We start from the raw sequence: 26,489 nt of genomic DNA on the forward strand, positions 1-26,489 counted from the left end.
GGGCGCTGTCCAGGCTCCCTGGTTTTGAGGGAAAACTGGCTCCAGCGGCCGCCAGTCAAGCGCTGGCAGCTATCAAAAATATAGCTGCAGGCTCATGTGCCCAGCGCATAGACGGCCGGCGTGCGGCCATCGGGGGGCGTGCCGCCCTGGCGCCAGGCCTGCACCGGCCGGCACTGCACGCGGGCATCGGCCAGGCTCAGCCCGGCGGCCACCGCCAGCCGCGTGCCTGGCTGCAGGTGCGCCAGCAGCGCCTGCCACACGGCGGCGTTGCGGTAGGGCGTCTCGATGAACAGCTGGGTTTGGCCCTGGCGCAGGGCCAGCGCCTCCAGCGCGCGGATGCGTGCGGCGCGCTCGTCCGCGTCCTGCGGCAGGTAGCCGACGAAGGCGAAGTTCTGTCCGTTCAGGCCGCTGGCGGCCAGTGCCAGCAGTAGCGACACCGGTCCGACCAGGGGCGCCACGCGCAAGCCCAGGTCGTGCGCGGCGCGCACCACCGAGCTGCCCGGATCGGCTACGGCGGGCATGCCGGCCTCGCTGGCCAGGCCCATGTCATGGCCGGCCAGCGCGGGTGCTAGCAGGGCGGCGGCGTCGAACTGGGCGCTGCCCCGGACGCCGTGGTCGCCCTTCTTGTGCACCTGGCGCGGCAGCTCGGCGATGAGCTGCTGCTGCAGCGGCGCGGCCAGCGGATGCGCGGCGTCGATGCGCTTCAGGTAGGCGCGCAGGCTCTTGGCGTTCTCGCACACCCAGTGGGTGATCTGCGCGGCCTGGCGCAGCGTGCCGTCGGGCAGCACGTCGGCCAGCGGGGCCTGCGTGTCGCAGCCGAAGTCCAGCGGCGCGGGCACCAGGTACAGCGTGCCGGTGGCGTTCATTGGATGGCCTCCGTGCTGCGCACGGCGGTGCGAGCGTGCCTGGGGCGGCCCGGTGCGGCGCTCATGGCAGCACCACCCCGGCGGCGCGCAGCAGGCGGCAGGTGCGGATCAGCGGCAGGCCGATCAATGCCGTGGGGTCGTCGCTGTCGATGGCCTCCAGCAGGGCGATGCCCAGGCCTTCGCTCTTGGCGCTGCCGGCGCAGTCATACGGCTGCTCGGCGCGCAGGTAGCGCTCGATCTCGTCACCCTGCAGCGCGCGAAAGCGCACGTGCACGGGAGCCAGATCGGCCTGCTCGAAGCCGCTGGCCTGGCAGGCCACGGCCACGGCGGTGTGAAAGACCACGGGCTGGCCGCTCATCGCGCGTAGCTGGGCCGCGGCGCGCTCGTGCGTGCCGGGCTTGCCCAGGGGCTGGCCGCCCAGGTCCGCCACCTGGTCGGAGCCGATGACCAGCGCATCCGGGTGCTGGCGGGCCACGGCGCGCGCCTTGGCCAGGGCCAGGCGCCAGGCCAGGTCGCACGGAGCCTCGCCAGGCAGGGGGGTTTCGTCCACTTCGGGGGCCACGACATCGAACGCCAGGCCCAGGCGCTGCAGCAGTTCGCGCCGGTAGCGCGAGGTCGATGCGAGGATCACGGAGCGGGGCGCGGGGCTGTTTTTTGGCATCGCCCGATTCTCTTACACTGCCCGGCATGACCAAGGAATACTCCCCCGACCGGCTGGACGTCAAGGCCTTCGCGCAGGCCGGAGGCCACCTGTCCGGTCATGACACCCTGCTCAAGTACCGCCGCCTGGCCGAAGAGGCCCGGGGCCTGCACCCGGACCTGCGCGTGGACTGGTCCGCCGACGGCCAGGTGCGCACCACCCACGGCATGGGCGGCCAGGTCTGGCTGCATCTGAAAGTGCAAGCCACCGTGCCGCTGATGTGCCAGCGCTGCCTGCAGCCCGTGGACGTGCCGCTGGCGGTGGAGCGGGAGTTTCGTTTTGTGGCCGACGAGGCCACGGCCGAAGCGCTGGACGATGAGAGCGAGGAAGACCTGCTGGCCTTCAGCCGCGAGTTCAACCTGCGCGAGCTGATCGAAGACGAGCTGCTGATGGCGCTGCCCCTGGTGCCGCGCCACGAGGAATGCCCGGTGCCCGTGCAGCTGGACTCCAGCGATGAGGACTTCGAGGCCGCCAGCGCCAGCGTGCCCAACCCCTTCGCGGCCCTGGCCAGCCTGCGCAAGGACAAGCCCTGACGACAGGCGCCTGGGCGGGGCGCTGCGGCCTGGGCTATAATTGCGGGCTTCGCGCGAAACCCCTCGTGTCTTTTATGGGCTGATCGCGTTTTCCTTTTTCAATCCTTTCAGACCCAGGAGCCGACCATGGCTGTTCAGCAAAACAAGAAGTCTCCCTCCAAGCGCGGCATGCACCGCTCGCACAACGCCCTGAATGTGCCGGGCATCGCCGTGGAGCCCACCACGGGCGAAACCCACCTGCGCCACCACATCAGCCCCAACGGCGTCTATCGCGGCCGCCAGGTGCTCAAGAACAAGTCCGAAGCCTGACGCGCGCGGCCCCACGCCGCCCTCCGTCTTCCGAAGGCCCGCGGCTACGAGTCCCGTAGCGCGGGCCTTTGCCGTTTCCGGCTGCCACAATGGCAGTCTTTTTTACCGGGCTGCGCCCTGCGGCCACTACCTTGCCGATGATCACACTGGCTGTTGATTGCATGGGGGGCGACCACGGCCCCGACGTCACGCTGGCCGCGTGCCGCCAGTTCCTGGAAAGCCACCCCGACGCCCGGCTGTTGCTGGTCGGCCAGGCCGAGCAGCTCAAGGGGCTGGAGCACGAGCGTGCCGTGCATGTGCCGGCCTCCGAGGTGGTCGCCATGGACGACGCCGTGGAAGTCGCCCTGCGGCGCAAGAAGGACTCGTCCATGCGGGTGGCCATCGTCCAGGTCAAGGAGGGCAACGCGCAGGCGGCCGTCTCGGCCGGCAACACCGGCGCGCTGATGGCGATTGCCCGCTACCTTTTGAAAACCCTGGACGGCATCGACCGCCCGGCCATTGCCACCCAGATCCCCAATGCCCGCGGCGGCGCCACCACGGTGCTGGACCTGGGCGCCAACGTGGACTCCAGCGCCGAGCACCTGCTGCAGTTCGCCGTCATGGGGTCAGCCCTGGTGTCGGTGCTCAACGACGATCCGCAGCCCACCGTGGGCCTGCTCAACATCGGCGAGGAGGCCATCAAGGGCAGCGAGGAGATCAAGCGCGCCGGCGAGCTGCTGCGCGCGGCAGGCAGCGCCGGCGACCTGAACTTCATCGGCAACGTCGAGGGCAACGACATCTTCAAGGGCACGGCGCAGATCGTTGTGTGCGACGGCTTCGTCGGCAACGTGGCGCTGAAGACCATCGAGGGGCTGGCCAGCATGATCGGCGGCTTCATGAAGGAAGAGTTTTCGCGCAACCTGTTGACCAAGGCGGCGGCCGTGGTGGCGTACCCGGTGCTGTCGGCGCTCAAGCGGCGCATGGACCACCGCCGCTACAACGGCGCGGCGCTGCTGGGCCTGCGCGGGCTGGTGTTCAAGAGCCACGGCTCGGCCGACGCCCTGGCCTTCGAGCAGGCGCTGTGCCGCGCGTATGATGCGGCCCGCAACAACCTGCTCGAGCGCGTGCGCGCACGGGTCGCGCACGCGGCGCCGCTGCTGGCCAGCGCCGACGCCCCTTCCACCGCCCCCGGCGCCACCTCGGCCCCCCTTTGATGACCGCACGCTATTCCCGCATTGTCGGCACGGGCAGCTTCCTGCCTGCGCGCCGAGTGAGCAACGACGACCTGGTGGCCCAGCTGGCGCAGCAGGGCCTGGAAACCTCCGACGAGTGGATCGTCGAGCGCACCGGCATCCGCGCGCGCCACTTCGCGGAAAAAGACGTCACGGCCAGCGATCTGGCGCTGGAGGCTTCGCGACGCGCTCTGGCTGCCGCCGGCTGCGAGGCGGCGGACATCGACCTGATCATCGTCGCCACGTCCACCCCGGACATGGTGTTTCCCTCCACCGCCTGCATCCTGCAGCACAAGCTGGGCGTGGCTGGCTGCCCGGCGTTCGACGTGCAGGCCGTATGCAGCGGTTTTGTCTATGCGCTCACCGTGGCCGACGCCATGATCCGCGCCGGCACCTCGCGGCGGGCGCTGGTGGTGGGCTCGGAAGTCTTCAGCCGCATCCTGAACTTCCAGGACCGCACGACCTGCGTACTGTTCGGCGACGGCGCCGGCGCCGTGGTGCTCCAGGCCTCGGATGAGCCCGGCATCCTGGCCAGCGACCTGCACGCCGACGGCAGCCATGTGGGCATCCTCTGCGTGCCAGGCAACGTCTATGGCGGCGAGGTGCTGGGCAGCCCGCTGCTGACCATGGACGGGCAGGCGGTGTTCAAACTGGCCGTGGGCGTGCTCGAGAAGGCCGCCCGCGCCGTGCTGGACAAGGCTGGGCTGCAGGAGTCCGACATCGACTGGCTGATCCCCCACCAGGCCAACATCCGCATCATGCAGAGCACGGCGCGCAAGCTCAAACTCTCCATGGACAAGGTCGTGGTCACCGTGGACCAGCACGGCAACACCTCGGCCGCCTCCATCCCCCTGGCGCTGGACCACGCCGTGCGTGCCGGCCAGGTGCAGCGCGGCCAGACCGTGATGCTGGAGGGCGTGGGCGGCGGCTTCACCTGGGGAGCGGTGCTCCTGAAAATGTAGCTGCCTGCGTTTGACTGGCAAGCGCTGGAGTCCTTTTTTGTTGTCAATTCCGAACTGGTAATGGCTCATACCTTTGCATTCGTATTTCCTGGCCAGGGCTCGCAGGCGGTCGGCATGCTGGACGCCTGGGGGCACCACCCCGCCGTGCGCGAGGCGCTGGCCGAAGCATCCGACGCCCTGAACGAGGACATCGGCGCCCTCATCGCCACCGGCCCCAAGGAGGCGCTGGCGCTGACCACCAACACCCAGCCGGTCATGCTGGTGGCCGGCGTGGCCGCGTGGCGCGCCTGGCGCGCCGAAGGCGGGCAGCTGCCCGTGGCACTGGCCGGGCATTCGCTGGGCGAATACTCGGCACTGGTCGCCGCCGGCGTGCTGACCCTGGCCCAGGCTGCGCCGCTGGTGCGCCTGCGTGCCGCCGCCATGCAGGAGGCCGTGCCCGTGGGCACGGGCGCCATGGCCGCCATCCTGGGTCTGCCGGCCGGCAAGGTCATCGAAGGCTGCCGCCAGGCGCAGGAGAGCTTCGGCGCCGGCTCGCCCGAGGTGGCCGAGGCGGTGAACTTCAACGACCCTGCGCAGACCGTGATTGCCGGCACCCAGGCCGGCGTGGACAAGGCCTGCGAAGTCCTGAAGGGCCTGGGCGCCAAGCGCGCGCTGCCGCTGCCGGTGTCCGCGCCGTTCCACTCCAGCCTGATGAAGCCCGCGGCCGAGAAGCTGCGCGCCGCGCTGGCCGGCACCCCGCTGGCCGTGCCCACCCTCCCTGTCGTGAACAACGTGGATGTGGCCGTGCAGCAAGATGCCGACGCCATCCGCGACGCGCTGTACCGCCAGGCGTTTGGCCCGGTGCGCTGGGTTGAATGCGTGCAGGCTTTGAGAGAGCGCTTCGGCGTGACCCACATCGTCGAGTGCGGCCCCGGCAAGGTGCTGGCCGGCATGACGAAGCGCATCGACCCCGAGCTGGTCGGCGCATCCCTGTACGACCCGGCAACGCTTGCCGAAACCAAGGAGCTGCTGGCATGAGCGCCCAGGAATCCACTCCCCGCATCGCCCTCGTCACCGGCGCCACGCGCGGCATCGGCGCGGCGATTGCCGCCGAACTGGCCGCGCGCGGCCACACCGTGATCGGCACCGCCACCACCGATGAGGGCGCCGAGCGCATCGGCGCCGCGCTGGCCGCCAGCGGGGGTCGCGGCGCGAAGCTGAACGTGACCGATGGCGCGGCCGTCGATGCGCTGATCGAGGCGATCGTCAAGGAGCACGGCGGCCTGCACGTGCTGGTCAACAACGCCGGCATCACCCGCGACACCCTGGCCATGCGCATGAAGGACGACGACTGGGATGCGGTCATCGACACCAACCTGAAGGCGGTGTTCCGCGCCAGCCGCGCGGCCATCCGCCCGATGATGAAGCAGCGCTTCGGGCGCATCGTCAGCATCACCAGCGTGGTCGGCGCCTCCGGCAATCCTGGGCAGGCCAACTACGCGGCCGCCAAGGCGGGTGTGGCCGGCATGACGCGCGCGCTGGCGCGCGAGCTGGGCAGCCGCGGCATCACCGTCAACTGCGTGGCGCCCGGCTTCATCGCCACCGACATGACGGCCGAGCTGCCCGAAGAGCAGAAGAAGGCCTTGCGTGCGCAGATCGCCCTGGGCGAGCTGGGCCGGCCCGAGGACATCGCGCATGCGGTGGCCTATCTGGCCTCCGAAGGTGCCGGCTATGTGACGGGGCAGGAATTGCACGTCAATGGCGGCATGTACATGTAATTGAAGCCTTTTGGCGCCGTAACTTCCGCACGGCAGGCCACTCAGGGGCACGACCCCGAAGCGGCTAGAATCGCGGATTCATTCACAACCCCTTGAGGGAAACCCATGAGCGATATCGAAGCACGTGTCAAAAAGATCATTGCCGAACAACTCGGCGTGGAAGAGTCCCAGGTCACCAATGAGAAAGCCTTCGTGGCCGACCTGGGTGCCGACTCGCTGGACACGGTGGAACTGGTGATGGCTCTGGAAGACGAGTTCGGCATCGAGATCCCCGACGAAGACGCGGAGAAGATCACCACGGTGCAAAACGCCATCGACTACGCCGTCTCCCACCAAAAGGGCTGATCTCCAGCCCTCTGCCGGATCCCCGGCCCGGTCAGGGCCGCTGGTTTCTTCTGGCTTGCGCACTGCCGCAGCAGCGACCCCGCGCATCCAATAGCTACAAGGTTTTTAACGCATGAGCCGTCGCCGCGTTGTCGTGACCGGCCTGGGTTGCGTCAGCCCCGTGGGCAACACGGTGCAGGACGCCTGGGCCAACATCCTCGCCGGGAAGTCCGGCATCGACCTCATCACCCGGTTCGATGCGTCGAACTTCGCCTGCAAGATTGCCGGCGAGGTCAAGGGGTTCGACCTGGGCGCCTACCTGAGCACCAAGGATGCGCGCACGATGGATACCTTCATCCATTACGGCATTGCCGCTGCGCAGGAGGCTGTGCAGGACGCAGGGCTGCCCACCGGCGAGGCGCTGGATGAAGAACTGGCCACGCGCATCGGCTGCATCATCGGCTCGGGCATCGGCGGGCTGCCGCTGATCGAGAACACCCACGCCGAGCTGGAAGCGCGCGGGCCGCGGCGCATCACGCCGTTCTTCGTGCCGGCCTCCATCATCAACATGGTGGCGGGCCACGTGTCCATGCGTTTCGGCTTCAAGGGCCCGAATTTGTCGGTGGTCACAGCCTGCACCACCGGGCTGCACTGCATCGGCGAGGCAGCGCGCAAGATCGAGTACGGCGACGCCGATGTGATCGTCGCTGGCGGCACCGAGGCCACCGTGTCGCCCCTGGGTGTGGGCGGCTTTGCTGCCATGCGCGCCCTGTCCACGCGCAACGACGATCCCCAGACCGCCTCGCGTCCCTGGGACAAGGGCCGCGACGGCTTCGTGCTGGGCGAGGGTGCGGGCGTGCTGGTGCTCGAAGAGTACGAGCACGCCAAGGCACGCGGCGCCAATATCTATGCCGAGCTCACGGGCTATGGCATGAGCGCCGACGCCGGCCACATGACGGCGCCCAACATGGACGGCCCGCGCCGTGCCATGCAGGCCGCCCTGCGCAACGCCGGCTTGAATGCCGACCAGGTGCAGTACCTGAATGCGCACGGCACCTCCACGCCGCTGGGCGACCTGAACGAGACCGACGCCATCAAGGCGGCCCTGGGCGAGCATGCGAAGAACATGGTGGTCAGCTCCACCAAGTCCATGACCGGTCACCTGCTGGGCGGCGCCGGCGGCATCGAAAGTGTGTTCACCGTGCTGGCGCTGCGCGACCAGAAGGTGCCGCCCACGATCAACATCTTCGAGCAGGACCCTGAGTGCGACCTCGACTACTGCGCCAACACGGCGCGTGACATGAAGATGGACATCGCGCTCAAGAACAACTTCGGCTTTGGCGGTACCAACGGCACGCTGGTCTTCCAGCGTGTGTGAGCCGCGCCAGGGCGGCCGCGCCGCCTCGGCGGCCTGAGTTTCCTGTCGCCTGTCGCATGCGTGGCCATCTGCTGCCCCCGCCGGCGCACCACGCAGTCGGACCTTCTTCGGGCGTGTCCTGGGTTTTGGCGATGGGCAGCGCCGCGGGGCTGCTGGCCATCGGCTGCTGGCTGGCCTGGGGCTTGGGCAACACCCACCAGATAGCCAGGGGCGCCGCGGGGCTGCTGCTATGGCTGGGCTGCACCGCTGCGGCCTGGCATTGGCAGCGCAGCCTCCCCCGCGGGCAGTTGCACTGGAATGGCGCAGATTGGCAACTGCAGCGATCCGGTGCGGTCCAGCCCGAACAGCTCGCGGGCCGGCCCGAGGTGCGCCTGGATTTGCAGTTCGCGCTGCTCCTGCAGGCACGCACCGGGCAGGGGCGACCCTGCTGGCTGTGGCTGCACCAGGGTGCTGCACCGCCCCTGCCGGGGGCCTGGCCGGCCATTCGCCGTGCGTTATATTCCCGCGCCCCTGCAGCGCCTGCCCAGCCCTCCACCGACGAAGCCGCCTCCTGAGCGGCAGGCACAACGACCAACGACATGACAGCTCCTCCCCCCGCCAGCCCCTCTCCCGCCGACAGCGACCTGCGGCTGGTGGAGCGCGCGGTGGCTGGCGACCAGCGGGCCTACGAGCTGCTGGTCATCAAGTACCAGCGCCGCGTGGAGCGCCTGGTCGGACGCATGGTGCGCGACGTGGACCTGGTGCCCGATATCACGCAGGAGGCCTTCCTGCGGGCCTGGCGCGCGCTGCACCAGTTCCGGGGCGACGCCCAGTTCTACACCTGGCTGTACCGCATCGCCGTGAACACGGCCAAGAAGGCTCTGGTGGACCTGCGCCGCGACCCCGTCATCACCGAAAGCGCCCTGCGCAGCGCCTCCGACGACGAGGATGAAACTTCGCTGCTCGATCGTGAACTAACCAGCGACGAGACCCCGGAAACCGTGCTGGCCGCCCAGGAAGTCGCTGCCGCGGTCAACGCCGCACTGGCAGCGTTGCCCGAGGAGCTGCGCCAGGCCGTCACGTTGCGGGAGATCGAAGGCCTGACCTACGAGGAAATCGCCACGGCCATGGATTGCCCCATCGGAACCGTGCGCTCGCGCATCTTCCGGGCGCGCGAGGCGATCTCAGCGCGCGTCAAGCCGCTGCTCGACAAGCGCTCGGGCAAACGTTGGTAGCCAGACAGCCAGAACGGGGCCCCAAAACGGGTGAAACCATGAATGACCAAGATGCTGTGATGATGCGTGAACGCCTGTCGGCCCTGGCCGACGGGGAGCTGCACGGACCGGAAGTTGCCGGTGCGATGGATTTCTCGGCCACCGAGGAAGGCCGCACCTGCTGGCAGCTGTACCACGTGGTGGGCGAGGCCCTGCGCCAGGGTGAGCCGGCCATGGCACATGCCGATGGCGCACTGCTGGCGCGTCTGCGCAGGCAGATGGCGCAGGAAGGCGCTGCCGTGCGTCTGGCGCCTTCGGCCCTGCAGCCGCTGGCGCCGCCGCTCGGCGTGCAGGTCGCGCACGACCCTGCCGCCAACGCGCAGGTGCTGCGCTGGAAGCTCGCCGCCGGCTTTGCCTCGCTGGCGGCCGTTGCCGTGCTGGGCTGGAACGCCTACGTGGGCCTGGGCGCCGCGCCGCAGGGCGCGCAGCTGGCTGCCGTGCCCGTCCCCTCCCTGCCGGCGCAGGCGGTGCTGGCGGCCAGTGCCGAAGGCGCGGCGCAGTCGCCCGGCCAAAGCCCGGTCATGATCCGCGACCCGCGTCTGGACGAGCTTTTGACGGCCCATCGCCAGCTGGGCAACAGCACTTCGGCGCTGCAGATGCCGGCCGGCTTCCTGCGCAACGCCACCTTCGCCGGCAGCGAGCACTGAGCTGCCGCTGCGGGCGTCCTCGCCCCGCAGGCGCTTGGGGGAACCAATGCGCCTGCTGCCTTTCCAAGTGGCCACTCATCCGCAGCACGCGGGCCGCAACAACAAGACCTCTTTGACTGGAAAAGCCGCCGATGCTCATCGACACCCTTGCCCCCCGAAATCGTCTGTCCGCCTGTGCGCTGGCGATGGCCCTGGGCCTCGCTGGCGGGGCAGGTCTGCTTGCCACGGCCACGCCGGCGCTGGCCCAGACCGGCGCCGCAGTGCGCGGCCTGCCGGACTTCACCGATCTGGTGGACCAGGTCGGCCCGTCGGTGGTCAACATCCGCACGACCGAGCGCGTCAGCGCCCGCTCCTCCGCGGGGCCGATGGACGAAGAGATGCTGGAGTTCTTCCGCCGCTTCGGCCTGCCGATGCCCAATGTGCCGCGCCAGCAGGGCCCGCAGCAGCGCGACGAGCAGCCGCGCGGCGTGGGCTCGGGCTTCATCCTGAGCGCTGATGGCTTCGTGATGACCAATGCCCATGTGGTCGAAGGCGCCGAAGAAGTCATCGTGACGCTGACCGACAAGCGCGAGTTCAAGGCCAAGATCATCGGCGCCGACAAGCGCACCGACGTGGCCGTGGTCAAGATCGACGCCACCGGCCTGCCGGCTGTGAAAGTGGGCGACGTGAGCCGCCTGAAGACCGGCGAATGGGTCATGGCCATCGGCTCGCCCTTCGGGCTGGAAAACACCGTGACGGCCGGCATCGTTAGCGCCAAGCAGCGCGACACGGGCGACTACCTGCCCTTCATCCAGACCGACGTGGCCATCAACCCCGGCAACTCGGGTGGCCCCCTGATCAACATGCGCGGTGAGGTGGTGGGCATCAACAGCCAGATCTACTCGCGCTCGGGTGGCTTCATGGGCATCTCGTTCGCCATTCCGATCGATGAGGCGATCCGCGTCAGCGAGCAGCTGCGCGCAAGCGGCCGCGTGAGCCGCGGCCGCATTGGGGTGCAGATCGAGGGCGTGTCCAAGGACGTGGCCGAGTCCATCGGTCTGGGCAAATCGCAGGGCGCGCTGGTGCGCGGGGTGGAGCCAGGCTCGCCCGCCGAGAAGGCGGGCATCGAGGCGGGCGACATCATCACCCGCTACGACGGCAAGCCTGTGGACAAGGTGGCCGACCTGCCGCGCCTGGTAGGCAACACCAAGCCGGGCACCAAGGCCGGCATCACCGTCTTTCGCCGTGGCGCCTCGCGCGACCTGACGGTGACCATCGCCGAGATCGAGCCGGACGACAAGCCGGTGGCCAAGGCGGAGGAGGGGCAGGGCGGCAAGAGCGGCAAGCAGCCCACCAGCTCGGCCCAGCAGCTGGGCCTGGTGGTGGCCGAGCTTACCCCGGCGCAGGAAAAGGAGCTCAAGGCCAAGGGCGGCGTGCGCGTGGTCTCTGCCAGCGATGCGGCCGCGCGCGCCGGCCTGCGCGAGGGTGACGTCATCATGGCGCTGGCCAACGTGGAAATCCGCGGCCTGAAGGACTTCGAAGCCGCCGTGGCCAAGGCTGACAAGGCCAAGCCCGTCAGCGTGCTGGTGCGCCGCGGCGAGTGGGCCCAGTACGCGCTGATCCGTCCCGCGCGCTGATCGCAGTCCTGCGGTCTGCGAGAGGCGGTTTGGTAGAATGGCCGGCCAAAAAATGGCCGCCGCCGCCCTGTGTGGGGCAGGCCGACAAGCCCAGCGCGGGCCGGCAGGCTGCCAGCGGGCGCCCCACGAATCCAGGCACAAGCCACGGCTTGCATGCAACACTGCAGGCCCTGTGGACAAGATGTGCACAAATTTTCTTTGCAACGTGGCAATGGCCCCTGGCACGGGCCGGGCGAGCTGTGCGGGCAGGTGTTTTTGCCTACAATGAAGCTCCAACCATCGCAGTTGCCAAAGATTGTTGGTTCAGGGCGCGTCGCTTAAGTCGAGGCGCCCTTTTTTCTTGGCTGCTGCCGTTGCATTTCACATTCTTGTCGTTAGCCGTTGATGAACCACATCCGAAATTTCTCGATCATTGCGCACATTGACCACGGCAAGTCCACGCTCGCCGACCGCATCATCCAGCGCTGCGGCGGCTTGGCGGATCGCGACATGGAAGCGCAAGTGCTCGACTCGATGGACATCGAGCGCGAGCGCGGGATCACCATCAAGGCGCAGACCGCGGCGCTGCAGTACCAGGCACGCGACGGCCAGATCTACAACCTGAACCTGATCGACACGCCCGGCCACGTGGACTTCTCCTACGAAGTGTCTCGCTCGTTGTCGGCCTGCGAGGGTGCGCTGCTGGTGGTGGATGCCAGCCAGGGCGTGGAGGCGCAGACGGTGGCCAACTGCTACACGGCGCTGGACCTGGGTGTGGAAGTGCTGCCCGTGCTCAACAAGATGGACCTGCCCCAGGCGGACCCGGAGACCGCCAAGGCGGAAATCGAGGATGTGATCGGCATCGACGCCGGCGAGGCGATTGCCATCAGCGCCAAGACCGGTATGGGCATCGACGACGTGCTCGAGCAGATCGTCGCCAAGGTACCGGCGCCGCGTGGCCAGGCCGCCGCGCCGCTGCGCGCCATGATCATCGACAGCTGGTTCGACAGCTACGTGGGCGTGGTGATGCTGGTGCGGGTGGTCGATGGCGAGCTCAAAAAAGGCGAGCGCTTCAAGATGATGGCCTCCGGCGCGGCCTACGACGCCAACAACCTGGGCGTATTCACCCCGGGCCAGGTCGCGCGCGACGTGCTTCGGGCGGGCGAGGTGGGCTACATCATCGCCGGCATCAAGGAGCTGAAGGCCGCCAAGGTGGGCGACACCATCACGCTGGAAAAGAAGCTGCCCAACAACCTGGGCCCGGCGGACAAGGCGCTGCCCGGTTTCAAGGAAATCCAGCCCCAGGTCTTTGCCGGCCTGTACCCCACCGAAGCCAACCAGTACGACGCGCTGCGCGATGCGCTGGAAAAGCTGCAGCTCAATGATGCCTCGCTGCACTACGAGCCCGAGGTATCGCAGGCGCTGGGCTTTGGCTTTCGCTGCGGCTTCCTGGGCCTATTGCACATGGAGATCGTGCAAGAGCGCCTGGAGCGCGAATTCGACCAGGACCTGATCACCACCGCGCCCAGCGTGGTCTATGAAGTGGTCAAGGGCGACGGCGAGGTCATCCAGGTGGAGAACCCCTCCAAGATGCCCGAGCAGGGCCGCATGCAGGAAATCCGCGAGCCCATCGTCACCGTGCACCTGTACATGCCGCAGGAATACGTGGGCCCGGTGATGACGCTGGCCAACCAAAAGCGCGGCGTGCAGATGAACATGCAATACCACGGCCGCCAGGTCATGCTGACCTACGAGATGCCGCTGGGCGAGATCGTGCTGGACTTCTTCGACAAGCTCAAATCCGTCTCGCGCGGCTATGCCTCGATGGACTACGAGTTCAAGGAGAACCGGCCGTCCGACGTGGTCAAGGTGGACATCCTGCTCAACGGCGAGAAGGTGGACGCGCTGTCCATCATCGTGCACCGCACCCAGGCGCAATACCGCGGCCGCGCGGTGGCCGCCAAGATGCGCGAGATCATCAGCCGCCAGCAGTTCGACGTGGCCATCCAGGCAGCCATTGGCGCCAACATCATCGCCCGAGAGTCCATCAAGGCGCTGCGCAAGAACGTGCTGGCCAAGTGCTACGGCGGCGACGTCTCGCGCAAGAGAAAGCTGCTGGAAAAGCAAAAGGCCGGCAAGAAGCGCATGAAGCAGATCGGTTCGGTCGAGGTGCCCCAGGAGGCCTTCCTGGCCATCTTGCAGGTCGAGGAGTAAAGCGGCCATGCACGCCATGCAATACATCACCGCCGCCGTGCTGGCGGCCTTCGTCGGCTACGTGGGCGCCTGGTACATGGGCGCCATCGAAGGCAATTTCGCGCTGCTGCTGTTCCTGGCCACGGCGGTCACCGGCGCCTACTGGCTGGCCGAGCGGCTGCTCTTTTTGCCGCGGCGCCGTCGCGCCGCGCAGGCGCTGGAAGCCGCTGCCGCGCAGCGCCGCGCCGAGCTGGACCGCATGGGCATCCGCCAGGTGGACGGCGACGTCGCCGAGGCCCGCGGCCGCATCCTCATGCAGCCGTGGTGGCTGGACTGGACGGCCGGGCTGTTCCCGGTCATCGCCATCGTCTTTTTGCTGCGCTCGTTTTTGTTCGAGCCATTCAAGATCCCGTCGGGCTCGATGATCCCCACGCTGCTGGTGGGCGACCTGATCCTGGTGAACAAGTTCACCTACGGCGTGCGCCTGCCAGTCATCAACAAGAAAATCACCGCTGGCACGCCCGTGCAGCGCGGCGACGTGATGGTGTTTCGCTACCCGCCGCAGCCCAGCATGGACTACATCAAGCGCGTGATCGGCATTCCCGGCGACGAGGTGGCCTACCTGAACAAGCGCCTGACGGTGAACGGCCAGGCCGTGCCTACTACGGCGCTGCCGGACTTCTTTGACCAAGACGCCATGCGCTACTTCAAGCAGTTCGAGGAAGACCTGGGCGGCAAGCGCCACCGCGTGCTGAACAACCCCGAGGCGCCCGCCTTCGTGCAGGGCGCCAGCAACTTCAAGTTCCGCGAGAACTGCCGCTACAGCGTGGAAGGCGTGAGCTGCACGGTGCCCGAGGGCCACTATTTTCTGATGGGCGACAACCGTGATAATTCGCTCGATTCGCGCTACTGGGGCTTCGTGCCGGACGAGAACATCGTCGGCCGCGCCTTCTTCGTGTGGATGAATTTCGGCAACCTCAAGCGCATCGGCCCGTTCAACTGAACGCAGGCCGCACTGCGCACACAACACCAACCGGGGGAAATCAGGCATGGCCAACAAGCAACGCACTGCGGCCCGCTCGCGCCAGCGGGGACTGTCCTTCATCGGCGTCATCTTCGTCGGCGTGCTGGCGGTGGCGGTTTTCGCCATTGGCGGGCAGTCGCTGCCCATCTTCATCGAGTACTTCGCCATCAAGAAGGCCGCCATCAAGGCCGCCCGCGATGGCAGCACGGTGCCCGAGATCCGCGGCGCCTTCGACCGCGCAGCCGCCATCGACAACATCGAGTCCGTCAGCGGCAAGGACCTGGAAGTGACCAAGCGCAACGACAAGATCGTCGTGTCTTTCAGCTACTCGCGCGAGATCCCGCTGGTCGGCCCGGCCTATCTGGTCTATCGGTTCAACGAATCGACCAACTGATCGCCCTTTCCCTTCACCTCACCTGCTTTTATCCCATCGGTGCCTTCCGACAGTCTCACGGCGCTGCAGCAACGGCTGCAGCATGCGTTTTCCGATCCTTTGCTGCTCGAGCGTGCCGTCACGCACCGCAGCTTCAGCTCCGAGCACAACGAGCGCCTGGAATTCCTGGGCGACTCGGTGCTGAACCTGGCCGTCTCCACCCTGTTGTTCACGCGGCTGCGCACGCTGCCTGAGGGCGAGCTGTCGCGCATCCGCGCGCACCTGGTGCGCCAGGAATCGCTGCACCCCATCGCCGCGCGGCTGCAGCTGCCCGAGGTGCTGCGCCTGGGCGAGGGCGAAGCCAAGTCGGGCGGCAAGCAGCGTCCCTCCATCCTGGCCGACGCGCTGGAGGCGGTGATCGGTGCGGTCTATCTGGACGCCGGCTATGAGGCCGCGCAGGCGCTGGTGCACCGGCTGTTCGAGGGCGTGGAGCTGAGCGCCCGCCTGCAGGCCGACTCCAAGGACGCCAAGACCGCACTGCAGGAGTGGTTGCAGGGCCGGCGCCTGAAGCTGCCCGGCTACCGTGTGGCCGAGATCACCGGCGCGGCGCACAACCAGGTCTTCCACATGGAGTGCGAGGTGGCCGAGAAAGGCCTGCGCGCCCGCGGGACCGGCGCCTCGCGGCGCGCCGCCGAGCAGGAAGCCGCCAGCGCCATGCTGGCCCAACTGAAAGCATTGAAGGCATGACTGGCACTACCAAAACAATAGCTGCTGGCGCAGAGCAGACGGGCGCTGAGGCCCAAAATGACCTTGAATCCATGCTCGCCGCGGCCCGTCCCGGTGGCGCGGCCCCGGTCGCGGCCGAGGGCCAGCGCTGCGGCCTGATCGCCATCGTCGGCAAGCCCAACGTGGGCAAGTCCACGCTGATGAACGCGCTGGTGGGGCAGAAGGTGAGCATCACTTCGCGCAAGGCGCAGACCACGCGCCACCGCATCACCGGTATCCGCACGCGCGAGCACACGCAGTTCGTTTTTGTCGATACGCCGGGCTTTCAGACCAAGCACAGCACGGCGCTCAACAAGTCGCTGAACAAGACCGTGATGGGCGCCATTGGCGACGTGGACCTGATCCTGTTCGTGGTCGAGGCCGGCAGCTTCACCCTGGCCGACGCCAAGGTGCTGAGCCTGTTCAAGCCCGGCATCCCCACGCTCTTGATCGCCAACAAGCTCGACGCCGTGCACCGCCGCGCCGAGATCGCGCCCTGGCTGCGGGACATGCAGGAGCGCCATCCGTTCGCCGAGTTCGTTCCCATGTCGGCCAAGAACAAGGGCGACATCGAGCGGCTGTACGGCATCGTCGAGAAATACCTGCCCGAGCAACCCTGGTGGTACGGCGAGGACGAACTCACCGACCGCAGCGAGAAGTTCCTCGCCAGCGAGACGGTGCGCGAGAAGCTGTTTCGCTTCACGGGCGACGAGCTGCCCTACACCTCCACGGTCATCATCGACAAGCTCGATGAGGAAAAGAGCAAGCAGTACAAGCGCTTCATCCGCATCGCCGCGACCATCGTGGTCGAGCGCGACGGCCACAAGGCCATGGTCATCGGCGAAGGCGGCGAGCGCCTCAAGCGCATCAGCACCGAGGCCCGCCAGGAGCTGGAAAAGCTGCTGGACGCCAAGGTGTTCCTGGAGGTCTGGGTCAAGGTGCGCTCGGGCTGGGCCGACGACGAGGCGCGCGTCCGATCTTTCGGCTATGAATAGCGATCAACCCCCTGCGCGGCTGTGCCGCTTCCCCCTTCTCTCGCCGCGCTGCGCGCTGCGGGAAGGGGGACGACGCCGCTGGACTGGCCAAGCCAGATCCACGGCGTCTGCTTGCCTGGCGCGGTTGGGTGCGGGGCGTGCGCCGCGAAGGCAGCGGGAGAGCAGGGTCTTTTTGGGTCAAATTGGCCTGCAGCGCCTGCTTGCCAAGCGCCGGCAGCTATAAAAAAAGTAGCGCGATGGCCACCCGCCGCATCGCTGATGAGCCGGCTTTCGTCCTGCACAGCTACGACTGGAGCGAGTCCAGCCTGATCCTGGAGACCTTCACCCGCCACCACGGCCGCGTGGTGCTGGTGGCCAAGGGGGCGAAAAAGCCCACCTCCAACTTCCGTCCCGTGCTGCTGCCGCTGCAGCCGCTGCGCGTGGCGTATGCGGTGACGGGCGGCGGCCAGGGCGAGATCCACCCCCTGCGCGGCGCCGAATGGGCCGGCGGCCACGTCATGCCCACGGGCGACGCGCTGCTGTCGGGCCTGTACCTGAACGAGCTGCTGCTGCGCCTGCTGGCACGCGAAGACCCCTACGCCGCGCTGTTCGACGTGTATGCCGGCGTCGTGCGCGTGCTGGGCAGCGGCGAGCATGGCGACGCGCTGGAGCCGCTGCTGCGCGCCTTCGAGCTGCTGCTGCTGCGCGAGCTGGGCCTGCTGCCCGCGCTGGACGTTGAGACCGCCACCCTCGGGCCCGTGGCGCCGGATGCGCCCTACGCCCTGGTGGCCGAGGGCGGGCTGCGCGCCGCTGCGCCCGGTGACCGTGCAAGCCTGGGCGGCGCGCAGTGGGCGGCATTGCAGCGCGCACTGGAGTCGGGCGCCGCCTACACCGCGCTGCTGCGCGCCGTGGCGCCCGTCGCCGCCGAGCTCAAGCCACAGCTGCGCGCGCTGCTGCAATACCACTGCGGCAGCCCGCTGCTGCGCACGCGCCAGCTGATGCGCGACCTGCAGGACCTGTAGGGCGCGCCGTGGCATCGCACCCTTCGGCGCGGCTGTGGATCGCCGCCTGGGCGCTGGCGCAAGGCGCGGCGCTGTGGTCGCTGCACCGTGCGCACGAAAGTCTGGCGCCAGCCGTGCTGTGGCCGCTGTACGTGCTGGCCCTGGCACTGCCGCTGACGCTGCAGCTGCTCGCCGCGCACCGCGGGCGGCAGCTGCTGTGGGCGCTGGCAGGCGCGCTGTGCCTGACGCTGGCGGCGGCGGCCGCCTATGTGGGCCATCAGGTCGTGGACGACCAGCGCGGCGCCGCGCAAGGGTGGTCGCTCGCGCTGCTGGCCGCCTGCTGGTTCGTGCTGCTGCCGTTCATCGAGCAGCGACTGGCCACGCGCCACTGGGCGCGCGACTACGCCCAGCTGTTCGCCGCCTCGTGGCGGCACGCCTTCCAGCTGCAGGTGGCCGCTTTGTTCGCCCTGCTGTTCTGGGCGCTGCTGATGCTGCTGGCGGCGCTGTTCAAGGTGCTCGGCGTGACGCTGTTCGCCACGCTCTTCGGCAGCCGGACGTTCATCTACCTGGCAACGCCGCTGGCCTTTGGCGCGGGGCTGGCGCTGTTTGCCACGCGCGAGGAGGCGCTGGAGGGCTTTTGGCGCACGCTGCTGCACGCGCTGGGCTCGCTGCTGCCGCTGGCCTGCCTGATCGCGCTGCTGTTCGCGCTGGCGCTGCCGGTGCGCGGCCTGGCGCCGCTGTGGGCCACGGGACGTGCCAGCGTGCTGATGCTGGGGCTGATGGCCTGGATCGTGTTTCTGTTCAACGTTGCCTGGAGCGACGGCACGGTGCAGGGCCAGCGCTTCGGCCCGCTGCTGCGCCGCCTGGTCGAGGCGGGGCTGCTCAGCCTGCCGCTCTATGCGCTGCTGTGCGCCTACGCGCTGGGCCTGCGCGTGGCCCAGCACGGCTGGAGCGTGGACCGCGTCTGGGCGGCGCTGGCCGTGCTGCTGATGGCCGTCTATGCGCTCGGGTATGCGGCCGCCGCGGTGCTGCCGCGGCGCGGCGCGCCGTGGATGGCGCTGACACGGCGCGTCAACGTCGCTGCCGCGCTTTTGGGCGTGGCACTGGCGCTGCTGACCTGCACGCCGCTGCTGGAGCCGGCACGCATCGCCGTGGCCAGCCAGCTGGCGCGGCTTGCGGCGCAGCGGATCGAGCCCGATGCGTTCGACTATCACTACCTGCGCTGGGACGCCGGCCGCGCGGGCCACGCGGCGCTTGAGCGCCTCAGCCGCGAGCAGGAGCATCCGCAAGCCGCGCAGATACGTCTGCAAGCGCAGCGCACGCTGGCGGCCACCAGCCGCTATCTTTCCGCGGACCTTGCGCCGGGCGATGAATGGACGCCCGAGAGGCTGCGCGCGCACCTGCGCCCCCACCCCCAGGGCACGGCCCCCGACGCCGGCTGGCTCGCCTTCGCGCTGGTGGCGCTGGAAGGCCGCACGCTCACCCTGGACTGCACAGAGGAGGCCCCGTGCCCGCTGCTGTCCATCGACATGGACGGCGACGGCCAGCCGGAGCAGGTGCTGCTCGACGGCCATGCCAGCCCGGTGTTCACCCGCGAGGGCGGCCACTGGCGCGAGGCCGGACGGCTGCATGGCCGCAACGCAGGGCGCCTGCACGGCGGCGTGGGTGGGGCTTCGCTGGAGCAGGGCGTGCGCACCCAGGCGCCGCGCTGGCACGATCTGCTCATCGGCGGCGAGCGCTACAGCGTGCGCGCATCCGATTGATTGCTATATTGGCCGCCCCACCGCGACAACCCGCTGCCACCCGATGACCGCCGCCTACCCGCGCACCTCCCTTTCCGTCAACGTCAACAAGGTCGCGCTGGTGCGCAATACGCGCCACCTGGGCATCCCCGGCGTGGCCCGTGCCGCCCGGCTGTGCCTGGCGGCCGGCGCCCAGGGCATCACCGTGCATCCGCGCCCCGACGGGCGCCACATCCGCGCGCACGACGTGCACGAGCTGGCTGAGCTGCTGGCCCAGGACTGGCCCGGGCGCGAATACAACATCGAGGGCAACCCCACGCAGAACCTGATGGAGTTCATCCGCGCCGTGCGCCCGAGCCAGGCCACCTTCGTGCCCGATGGCGAGGACCAGTTCACCAGCGACCACGGCTGGAGCTTCCCGCAGGACGCCGAACGCCTGGCGCCGCTGGTGGCCGAATGCAGGGCCCTGGGCGTGCGCGTCAGCCTGTTCATGGACCCGGTGCCCGAGCAGATGCAGGCGGTGCGCGCCGTGGGCGCCGACCGCATCGAGCTCTACACCGAGCCCTACGCCTGCGCCTGGGGCACGCCGCAGCAGGAGGAGCAGCTGGCGCGCTACGCCGCCGCCGCCCAGGCGGCGCTGGAGGCCGGCCTGGGCGTGAACGCCGGGCACGACCTGAACCAGGACAACCTGGCCGCCTTCGTCGCGCGCGTGCCGGGGCTGCTGGAAGTGTCCATCGGCCACGCCTTCATGTCGGACGCGCTGGAGCTGGGCTACGCCGCCGCCGTGCGCGCCTACCAGCAGTGCATCGACGACGGCATGGCGCGCCGCCGCTCCTGAATTAATAGCTGCCAGCGCTTGTCTGACAAGCGCTGGAGGCTGATTTGGCATGTAACCATGATCTACGGCATCGGAACCGATATCTGCGACGTGCGCCGCATCCAAGGCAGCCTGGAGCGCCATGGCGAGCGTTTTGCCCAGCGCGTGCTGGCCGATGGCGAACTGGCCACCTGGCGCGCTCGCAGCGCCCGCTGGCCCGAACGCGGCGTGCGTTTTCTGGCCACGCGCTTTTCTGCCAAGGAGGCCTTCAGCAAGGCCATCGGCTTGGGGATGCGCATGCCCATGACCTGGCGCGCCTGTGAGGTCGCCCACCTGCCCAGCGGCCAGCCCACGCTGATACTGCACGGCGCCTTGAAGGCGTGGTTCGACGCGCGCGGCCTGCGCGCCCACCTGAGCGTGACGGATGAGAGCGACTACGCCGCCAGCTTTGTCGTGGTCGAGCAGGCCTGACCGGCCCGCGCCGCCCGCTTGCGCTTGCCCGCGCGGCCGCGCAAAGGCGAAAGCCCCGCTGCAGTCATGCAACGGGGCCTTCGGGTTGGGCCAGGATGCGGGAGGTGTCAGCCCCCAGTGGCCTTGGACTTACTTCGTGGCGTCCTTGATGTCTTCCTTGGCGTTGCCGTAGGACTTTTGTGCGCCGCCCTCGACCTGCTTGGCCACGCCCTTGACCTGCTGCTCGGGGCTGTTGAAGACCTCGCCGGTCTTTTGTTGTACCTTGCCGGCAACTTCCTTGGCGGCGCCCTTGATCTGATCGGTGTTCATATGCTTTCCTTTGAAATGATGACGATGCACATCGGCCCGTATGGCCGTGCGACACCGCTAACTTAATGCCGCGCCGGGCCGCCATGAAGCAGCCAAAATTACATTCTCGGGTCGGCAGCAGCCTACATTCCGTCCCTGGCAGGCGCAGCCTCGCGTCTGGCTGTTGGTAACCAAAGAGCCCTCCAACCGTTGCCCGGCAAGCGCCACCAGCTATCCATTCAAGAGCAAAAGCCATGACACAACATTCCCCCCTGGTCATCGACGTGGCCGGCGCCACCCTGAGCGCCGACGACCACCGGCGCCTGGCGCACCCACTGGTGGGCGGCGTCATCCTGTTTTCGCGCAACTGGCAGCACCGCATGCAGCTGCTGGAGCTGACGGCCGCCATCAAGGCCGTGCGCGACGACCTGCTGATCTGCGTGGACCACGAAGGCGGGCGCGTGCAGCGCTTTCGCACCGACGGCTTCACCCACCTGCCGCCCATGCGCGCTTTCGGCGAGCTGTGGACTCAGGATGGCAAGGGCAGCAAACACCGCGAAGGCAGCGGCGCCCTGCGTGCCATGGACGCCGCCACGGCCGCCGGTTACGTGCTGGCCAGCGAGCTGCGCGCCTGCGGGGTGGATTTCTCGTTCACGCCGGTGCTGGACCTGGACTGGAAACATGAAGCCCCCACGCCAGCGCAAGCGCTGGCTGCCCCCCGAGGGGGCTCGGAAAGCTTGGGGCGGCCCGGCGCTTCCCGCAGCACCGTGATCGGCGATCGCGCCTTCCACAGCGACCCGCGCGTCGTCGCCATGCTGTCGCGCGCCCTCATGCACGGCCTGCTGCAGGCCGGCATGGCCAACTGCGGCAAACACTTTCCCGGCCATGGCCATGTGGCGGCCGATTCGCACACCGAAGTGCCGGTGGACCGGCGCAGCCTGACGGCCATCCTCAAGGACGATGCCGCGCCGTATGCCTGGCTGTCCAGTGTGCTGACCAGCGTCATGCCGGCGCACGTCATCTACCCCAAGGTGGACAGCCGCCCGGCGGGTTTTTCAAGCAAGTGGCTGCAAGACATCCTGCGCACGCGCCTGCGCTTTGACGGCGCCATCTTCAGCGACGACCTGAGCATGGAAGGCGCGCGCCGCCTGGACGGGCAGCTGGTCGGCTACGCCGACGCCGCCGTGGCTGCGCTGCAGGCCGGCTGCGATCTGGTGCTGCTGTGCAACCAGAGCCTGGAGGGCGGCAGGGCAGTGGACGAGCTGATCGACGGCCTGGCCGCCGCGGGTGCTGCCGGCCGCTGGCAGCCCAGCGAGGCGAGCGAAGCCCGCCGCGTGGCCCTGCTGCCGGAGACGCTGCCGCAGCCGTGGGAAGAGCTGATGGTGCAGCCGGCGTACATGCATGCGTTGGATTTGTTGCCGTAAGCTTGGCATTCACGCATAAAAAACAGGTGCAATCGGCCTCTAGCCCTTGCCCTGCAAGCGCCAGCAGCTATCAAAATAAAAGCGGCCAGAGGCCGCTTTGTTGGGGCACCAGGCCGGGTCACCCGCCCAGATACGCCTTGCGCACATCCGCATTGGCCAGCAGGTTCGCCCCCGTGTCCTGCAGCACCACGCGCCCGTTCTCCAGCACATAGCCCCGGTCGGCAATGGCCAGCGCGCGGTTGGCGTTCTGCTCCACCAGGAACACCGTCACGCCCTCGGCGCGGATGGTCTGGATGATCTCGAAGATCTGGGCAATGATGAGTGGCGCCAGGCCCAGGGTGGGCTCGTCCAGCAGCAGCAGGCGCGGGCGGCTCATCAGGGCGCGGCCGATGGCCAGCATCTGCTGCTCGCCGCCGCTCATGGTGCCGGCGCGCTGGTGGGCGCGGTCCTTCAGGCGCGGGAACAGCTGAAAGACGTGTTCCATGCCGGCCTCGACCTCGCCCTTGTCCAGGAAGAAGCCGCCCATCTTCAGGTTCTCCACCACCGTCAGCGCGGGGAACACACGCCGCCCTTCGGGCGAGACGGCGATGCCTTTCCTCATGATCAGGTGGGTGGATTGCTGGGTGATGTCCTCGCCCTCGAAGTGGACGCTGCCGGCGCTGGCGCGCGGCGTGCCGCACAGGGTCATGAGCAACGAGGTCTTGCCGGCGCCGTTGGAGCCGATGAGCGAGACGATTTCGCCCTGGTTGACGTGCAGGCTGGCGTCGTTGACGGCGCAGATGGCGCCGTAGTGGGTGAACAGGCCGCTGACCTGCAGCATGGGCGTGGCGCTGGCGGCGCCCGTGGTGGTGGTCGTTGTCGTGGTCGTCGTGGCCATCAGGCTTCTCCCAGATAGGCCTTGATGACCCGTTCATCGTTGCGGATGGCCTCGGGGATGCCCAGGGCGATGGGCTTGCCGTATTCCATGACCAGGATGCGCTCGGACACGCCCATGACCAGGCCCATGTCGTGCTCGATCAGCAGCACCGTCACGCCGTAGTCGCGCCGCAGCTGGTCGATGAGCTGCTGCAGGTCTTTCTTCTCCTGCGGGTTCAGGCCGGCAGCCGGCTCGTCCAGCATCAACAGGCGCGGGCCGGTGATCATGCAGCGGGCGATTTCCAGGCGCCTTTGGTGCCCGTAGGCCAGGTTGCCGGCCTCGCGGTTGGCGTACTGGCGCAGGCCCATCACATCCAGCCAGTGCAGGGCGCGCTCGATCTTCTCGGCCTCGCTCTTGCGGTAGCTGGCAGTGTTGAAGATGCCGGCCAGGAGCGGCGCGCGCGACTGGCGGTGCTGGGCCACCAGCAGGTTTTCCAGCGCCGTCATGGCCTTGAACAGGCGCACGTTCTGGAAGGTCCGCACCACGCCCTGATTGGCGACTTGGTGGCTGCTGTGGCCGGCGATGCTGCTGCCCGCCAGCTGGATCTGCCCGGCGCTGGGCTGGTAGAAGCCGCTGATGCAGTTGAACACGGTGGTCTTGCCGGCGCCGTTGGGGCCGATGATGGCAAAGACCTCCTTGGGCGCCACGTCGAAGGCGACATGGTCCACCGCCAGCAGCCCGCCAAAGCGCATGCACAGGTCCTTGACCTGCAAGAGAGGGGTGCCTGTCGTCATGCCGGCACCTCCACGTGGTGGCGCTTCATGGGCAGCAGGCCCTGCGGGCGCCAGATCATCATCACGATCATGACCAGGCCGAAGATCAGCATGCGGTATTCGGAAAACTCGCGCGCCACCTCGGGCAGCGCGGTCAGCAAAATGGCCGCCAGGATCACCCCCAGCTGCGAGCCCATGCCGCCCAGCACCACGATGGCCAGGATCAGCGCGGACTCGATGAAGGTGAACGACTCAGGGTTCACGATGCCCTGGCGCGCGGCGAAGAAGGCGCCGCCGAAGCCCGCGAACATGGCGCCCAGCGTGAAGGCCGAGAGCTTGATCTTCATCGGGCTCAGGCCGAGCGAGCGGCAGGCGATCTCGTCCTCGCGCAGCGCCTCCCAGGCGCGGCCGATGGGCATGCGGATCAGCCGGTTGCTGATGAACAGCGTGACCAGCGCCAGCAAAAGCGCCATCAAGTACAAAAAGATCACCATGTGCATGGAGTTGAAGTCCAGCCCGAAGAACTGGTGGAAGGTGGTGCCGCCCTCCACGCTCGGGCTGCGCGCCATCTCCAGGCCCAGCACGCTGGGCTTGGGCAGGCCCGAGATGCCGTCCGGCCCGCCCGTCCAGTCCGTCAGGTTGACCAGCAGCAGGCGGATGATCTCGCCGAAGCCCAGCGTCACGATGGCCAGGTAGTCGCCGCGCAGGCGCAGCACCGGAAAGCCCAGGATGAAGCCGAACAGGGCCGACATGGCGCCCGCCAGGGGCAGCGCCTGCCAAAAGCTCCAGCCGGCCCAGTGGTACAGCAGGGCGAAGGTGTAGGCACCTACGGCATAAAAGCCGACGAACCCTAAGTCCAGCAGGCCGGCGAAGCCCACCACCACGTTCAGGCCCAGGCCCAGCATCACGTAGATCATGGCCAGCGTGGCGATGTCCACGGCGTTGCGCCCGGCAAAGAAGGGCCAGATGATGGCGATCATCAGTGCGGCCAGCAGCAGCACGCTGTGCTGGCGGGGTGCGATCTGCGGCAGGCTGGGCAGGGAGATGCGCGGCAGGCGCTGCACGAACAGCGGGCGCAGCAGCTGCACCACGAAGACCGCCAGGCAGCCCCACAGCAGCGTGCGCCAGTCGGGCACGATGACGGTGCGCATGCCGGCGCGCTCCAGGTGCAGGGTGAAGATGGGCAACACCACGATGGCCGCAAGGAACGCGGAGACGAAGGCGTGGCGCAGGTTGGCCGAGAAGGCCATGGGTCGTTGTGCCGTGGCTTGCATCACACCTTCTCCACTTCGGGCTTGCCCAGCAGGCCGGTGGGGCGAAACAGCAGGATCAGCACCAGCAGGCCGAAGGCCACGATGTCCTTGTATTCGGACGAGATGTAGGCCGCGGCGAAGGTCTCCGCCACGCCCAGGACCACGCCGCCCAGCATGGCGCCGGGAATCGACCCGATGCCGCCCAGCACTGCAGCCGTGAAGGCCTTGATGCCGGCAATGAAGCCGATGAAGGGGTTGAGCTTGCCCACCGCCAGCGCGATCAGCACGCCGCCCACGGCCGCCAGCACGGCGCCCAGGATGAAGGTGAAGGAGATGACGCGGTTGGTGTCGATGCCCAGCAGGTTGGCCATGTGCATGTCCTGCGAACAGGCGCGCGAGGCGCGGCCCATGCGCGAGTGCTTGATGTACACCGTCAGCAGCGCCATCAGCGCCACGGCCACCACGATGATGAGGATGCGCGAGTAGGGCACGAAGATCTCGAAGCCCCCGTCCTCGCCGCCGAAACGCAGCGCGCCGGGGATGAGCGAGGGCACGGCCATGTCACGCGCGCCCTGGCCCAGGGCCACCCAGTTCTGCAGGAAGATGGACATGCCGATGGCCGAGATCAGTGCCACCAGGCGCGGGCTGCCGCGCAGCGGCTTGTAGGCCACCTGCTCGACCACGAAGCCATAGACGCCGGTGATGACCACCGCCACGATGAGCATGATGGAAATGATGGCCCACACCGGCAGGCCGCTTTGCATGCCGATGGCCGACAGTGTCACCAGGCCGATGTAGGCGCCGATCATGTAGATCTCGCCGTGGGCAAAGTTGATCATCCCGATGATGCCGTAGACCATGGTGTAGCCGATGGCGATCAGGGCGTAGATGGCGCCCAGGGACAGACCGTTGAATAGCTGCTGTATCAGCTGGGGCAAGAGATCGGACATGGTGTGTCCCCCCTCCTCAATCGAAAAAAAGGGCCACGAGGGGCCCGGAT

General features: G+C 68.3%; 29 protein-coding genes. 22 read left to right on the top strand and 7 right to left on the bottom strand.

The genetic code is table 11. From position 1 onward, the window contains the following. Positions 1-92: 92 nt before the first annotated feature. Entirely contained in the window at positions 93-866 is a 774-nt protein-coding gene (locus C7H73_RS05815; protein WP_106845785.1) for an SAM-dependent methyltransferase, read from the bottom strand. Positions 867-927: 61 nt separating this feature from the next. Continuing rightward, a complete protein-coding gene (locus tag C7H73_RS05820) occupies positions 928-1,527 on the bottom strand; it encodes a Maf family protein (protein ID WP_106845786.1) in 600 nt (199 codons plus the stop codon). A gap of 26 nt (positions 1,528-1,553) precedes the next feature. Here C7H73_RS05820 and C7H73_RS05825 point away from each other — a divergent pair, with 26 nt between their 5' ends. The 21 genes from C7H73_RS05825 to acpS all read left to right on the top strand — a co-directional run bounded on the left by C7H73_RS05825 (position 1,554) and on the right by acpS (position 20,895). After that, entirely contained in the window at positions 1,554-2,099 is a 546-nt protein-coding gene (locus C7H73_RS05825; RefSeq protein WP_106845787.1) for a YceD family protein, read from the top strand. A 126-nt stretch (positions 2,100-2,225) separates the two neighbouring features. Next, positions 2,226-2,408 carry a 50S ribosomal protein L32 gene (rpmF, locus tag C7H73_RS05830; protein WP_012207072.1) on the top strand — a complete coding sequence of 61 codons (183 nt, stop codon included), beginning with the start codon at positions 2,226-2,228 and terminating at the stop codon, positions 2,406-2,408. 137 nt (positions 2,409-2,545) lie between these two features. Next, positions 2,546-3,601, top strand: coding sequence for a phosphate acyltransferase PlsX (plsX, locus tag C7H73_RS05835; protein ID WP_106845788.1), 1,056 nt, complete (start codon positions 2,546-2,548; stop codon positions 3,599-3,601). Next, positions 3,601-4,581: a beta-ketoacyl-ACP synthase III gene (locus C7H73_RS05840; RefSeq protein WP_106845789.1), complete on the top strand. Its 981-nt coding sequence runs from the start codon at positions 3,601-3,603 to the stop codon at positions 4,579-4,581. The genes plsX and C7H73_RS05840 overlap by 1 nt, the downstream gene beginning before the upstream one ends. A 60-nt stretch (positions 4,582-4,641) precedes the next feature. After that, positions 4,642-5,598 (top strand): ACP S-malonyltransferase, encoded by a 957-nt coding sequence (gene fabD, locus C7H73_RS05845; protein WP_106845790.1) that lies wholly within the window; start codon positions 4,642-4,644, stop codon positions 5,596-5,598. Beyond that, the gene (gene fabG / locus C7H73_RS05850; RefSeq protein WP_106845791.1) at positions 5,595-6,338 is read left to right on the top strand and encodes a 3-oxoacyl-ACP reductase FabG; all 744 of its coding nucleotides are present in this window, start codon (positions 5,595-5,597) and stop codon (positions 6,336-6,338) included. The genes fabD and fabG overlap by 4 nt, the downstream gene beginning before the upstream one ends. A 105-nt stretch (positions 6,339-6,443) precedes the next feature. After that, positions 6,444-6,683: an acyl carrier protein gene (gene acpP / locus C7H73_RS05855; protein WP_106845792.1), complete on the top strand. Its 240-nt coding sequence runs from the start codon at positions 6,444-6,446 to the stop codon at positions 6,681-6,683. 112 nt (positions 6,684-6,795) lie between these two features. Continuing rightward, positions 6,796-8,040, top strand: a complete 1,245-nt coding sequence (gene fabF, locus C7H73_RS05860) for a beta-ketoacyl-ACP synthase II (RefSeq protein WP_106845793.1) — start codon at positions 6,796-6,798, stop codon at positions 8,038-8,040. Positions 8,041-8,096: 56 nt separating this feature from the next. Continuing rightward, complete coding sequence (locus C7H73_RS05865; RefSeq protein WP_157948324.1) at positions 8,097-8,594, top strand: hypothetical protein; 498 nt, start codon at positions 8,097-8,099, stop codon at positions 8,592-8,594. A 24-nt stretch (positions 8,595-8,618) separates the two neighbouring features. Then, positions 8,619-9,254 carry an RNA polymerase sigma factor RpoE gene (rpoE, locus tag C7H73_RS05870; RefSeq protein ID WP_106845795.1) on the top strand — a complete coding sequence of 212 codons (636 nt, stop codon included), beginning with the start codon at positions 8,619-8,621 and terminating at the stop codon, positions 9,252-9,254. 38 nt (positions 9,255-9,292) lie between these two features. Further along, the gene (locus C7H73_RS05875) at positions 9,293-9,940 is read left to right on the top strand and encodes a sigma-E factor negative regulatory protein (protein WP_106845796.1); all 648 of its coding nucleotides are present in this window, start codon (positions 9,293-9,295) and stop codon (positions 9,938-9,940) included. 185 nt (positions 9,941-10,125) lie between these two features. After that, positions 10,126-11,556 carry a DegQ family serine endoprotease gene (locus C7H73_RS05880; RefSeq protein WP_193483958.1) on the top strand — a complete coding sequence of 477 codons (1,431 nt, stop codon included), beginning with the start codon at positions 10,126-10,128 and terminating at the stop codon, positions 11,554-11,556. A 384-nt stretch (positions 11,557-11,940) separates the two neighbouring features. After that, complete coding sequence (lepA, locus tag C7H73_RS05885) at positions 11,941-13,749, top strand: translation elongation factor 4 (RefSeq protein ID WP_106845798.1); 1,809 nt, start codon at positions 11,941-11,943, stop codon at positions 13,747-13,749. Positions 13,750-13,756: 7 nt separating this feature from the next. Next, positions 13,757-14,731, top strand: a complete 975-nt coding sequence (gene lepB, locus C7H73_RS05890; protein WP_106845799.1) for a signal peptidase I — start codon at positions 13,757-13,759, stop codon at positions 14,729-14,731. Between the two features lie 46 nt (positions 14,732-14,777). Then, positions 14,778-15,146, top strand: coding sequence for a DUF4845 domain-containing protein (locus tag C7H73_RS05895; protein ID WP_106845800.1), 369 nt, complete (start codon positions 14,778-14,780; stop codon positions 15,144-15,146). A 39-nt stretch (positions 15,147-15,185) separates the two neighbouring features. Continuing rightward, positions 15,186-15,872, top strand: a complete 687-nt coding sequence (gene rnc, locus C7H73_RS05900) for a ribonuclease III (protein WP_106845801.1) — start codon at positions 15,186-15,188, stop codon at positions 15,870-15,872. Between the two features lie 71 nt (positions 15,873-15,943). Next, positions 15,944-16,885: a GTPase Era gene (era, locus tag C7H73_RS05905; RefSeq protein ID WP_405124787.1), complete on the top strand. Its 942-nt coding sequence runs from the start codon at positions 15,944-15,946 to the stop codon at positions 16,883-16,885. 236 nt (positions 16,886-17,121) lie between these two features. Beyond that, entirely contained in the window at positions 17,122-17,886 is a 765-nt protein-coding gene (gene recO, locus C7H73_RS05910; RefSeq protein ID WP_106845803.1) for a DNA repair protein RecO, read from the top strand. A gap of 8 nt (positions 17,887-17,894) precedes the next feature. Further along, a complete protein-coding gene (locus C7H73_RS05915) occupies positions 17,895-19,628 on the top strand; it encodes a DUF4153 domain-containing protein (protein ID WP_106845804.1) in 1,734 nt (577 codons plus the stop codon). Between the two features lie 43 nt (positions 19,629-19,671). Beyond that, positions 19,672-20,445, top strand: coding sequence for a pyridoxine 5'-phosphate synthase (locus tag C7H73_RS05920; protein ID WP_106845805.1), 774 nt, complete (start codon positions 19,672-19,674; stop codon positions 20,443-20,445). A gap of 57 nt (positions 20,446-20,502) precedes the next feature. Further along, a complete protein-coding gene (acpS, locus tag C7H73_RS05925; RefSeq protein ID WP_106845806.1) occupies positions 20,503-20,895 on the top strand; it encodes a holo-ACP synthase in 393 nt (130 codons plus the stop codon). 129 nt (positions 20,896-21,024) lie between these two features. Here acpS and C7H73_RS05930 read toward each other — a convergent pair whose 3' ends face one another. Further along, a complete protein-coding gene (locus tag C7H73_RS05930) occupies positions 21,025-21,204 on the bottom strand; it encodes a CsbD family protein (RefSeq protein ID WP_106845807.1) in 180 nt (59 codons plus the stop codon). Positions 21,205-21,437: 233 nt separating this feature from the next. Between C7H73_RS05930 and nagZ the strand changes: the two genes are divergently transcribed. Beyond that, entirely contained in the window at positions 21,438-22,607 is a 1,170-nt protein-coding gene (gene nagZ / locus C7H73_RS05935) for a beta-N-acetylhexosaminidase (protein WP_106845808.1), read from the top strand. A gap of 118 nt (positions 22,608-22,725) precedes the next feature. On the opposite strand, the gene C7H73_RS05940 is transcribed toward nagZ, so the two are convergent. From C7H73_RS05940 to livH, 4 genes are read right to left on the bottom strand one after another with little or no spacing between them, the layout of a single operon-like run. Beyond that, positions 22,726-23,427, bottom strand: coding sequence for an ABC transporter ATP-binding protein (locus C7H73_RS05940; RefSeq protein WP_106847552.1), 702 nt, complete (start codon positions 23,425-23,427; stop codon positions 22,726-22,728). Positions 23,428-23,483: 56 nt separating this feature from the next. Beyond that, positions 23,484-24,257 carry a high-affinity branched-chain amino acid ABC transporter ATP-binding protein LivG gene (livG, locus tag C7H73_RS05945; protein WP_106845809.1) on the bottom strand — a complete coding sequence of 258 codons (774 nt, stop codon included), beginning with the start codon at positions 24,255-24,257 and terminating at the stop codon, positions 23,484-23,486. Continuing rightward, positions 24,254-25,486, bottom strand: coding sequence for a high-affinity branched-chain amino acid ABC transporter permease LivM (locus tag C7H73_RS05950; RefSeq protein ID WP_193483959.1), 1,233 nt, complete (start codon positions 25,484-25,486; stop codon positions 24,254-24,256). The genes livG and C7H73_RS05950 overlap by 4 nt, the downstream gene beginning before the upstream one ends. Positions 25,487-25,509: 23 nt before the next feature. After that, entirely contained in the window at positions 25,510-26,439 is a 930-nt protein-coding gene (livH, locus tag C7H73_RS05955) for a high-affinity branched-chain amino acid ABC transporter permease LivH (RefSeq protein ID WP_106845811.1), read from the bottom strand. Positions 26,440-26,489 lie beyond the last annotated feature (50 nt).

Source organism: Pulveribacter suum (assembly GCF_003013695.1).
Taxonomy (GTDB): Bacteria; Pseudomonadota; Gammaproteobacteria; order Burkholderiales; family Burkholderiaceae_C; genus Melaminivora; species Melaminivora suum.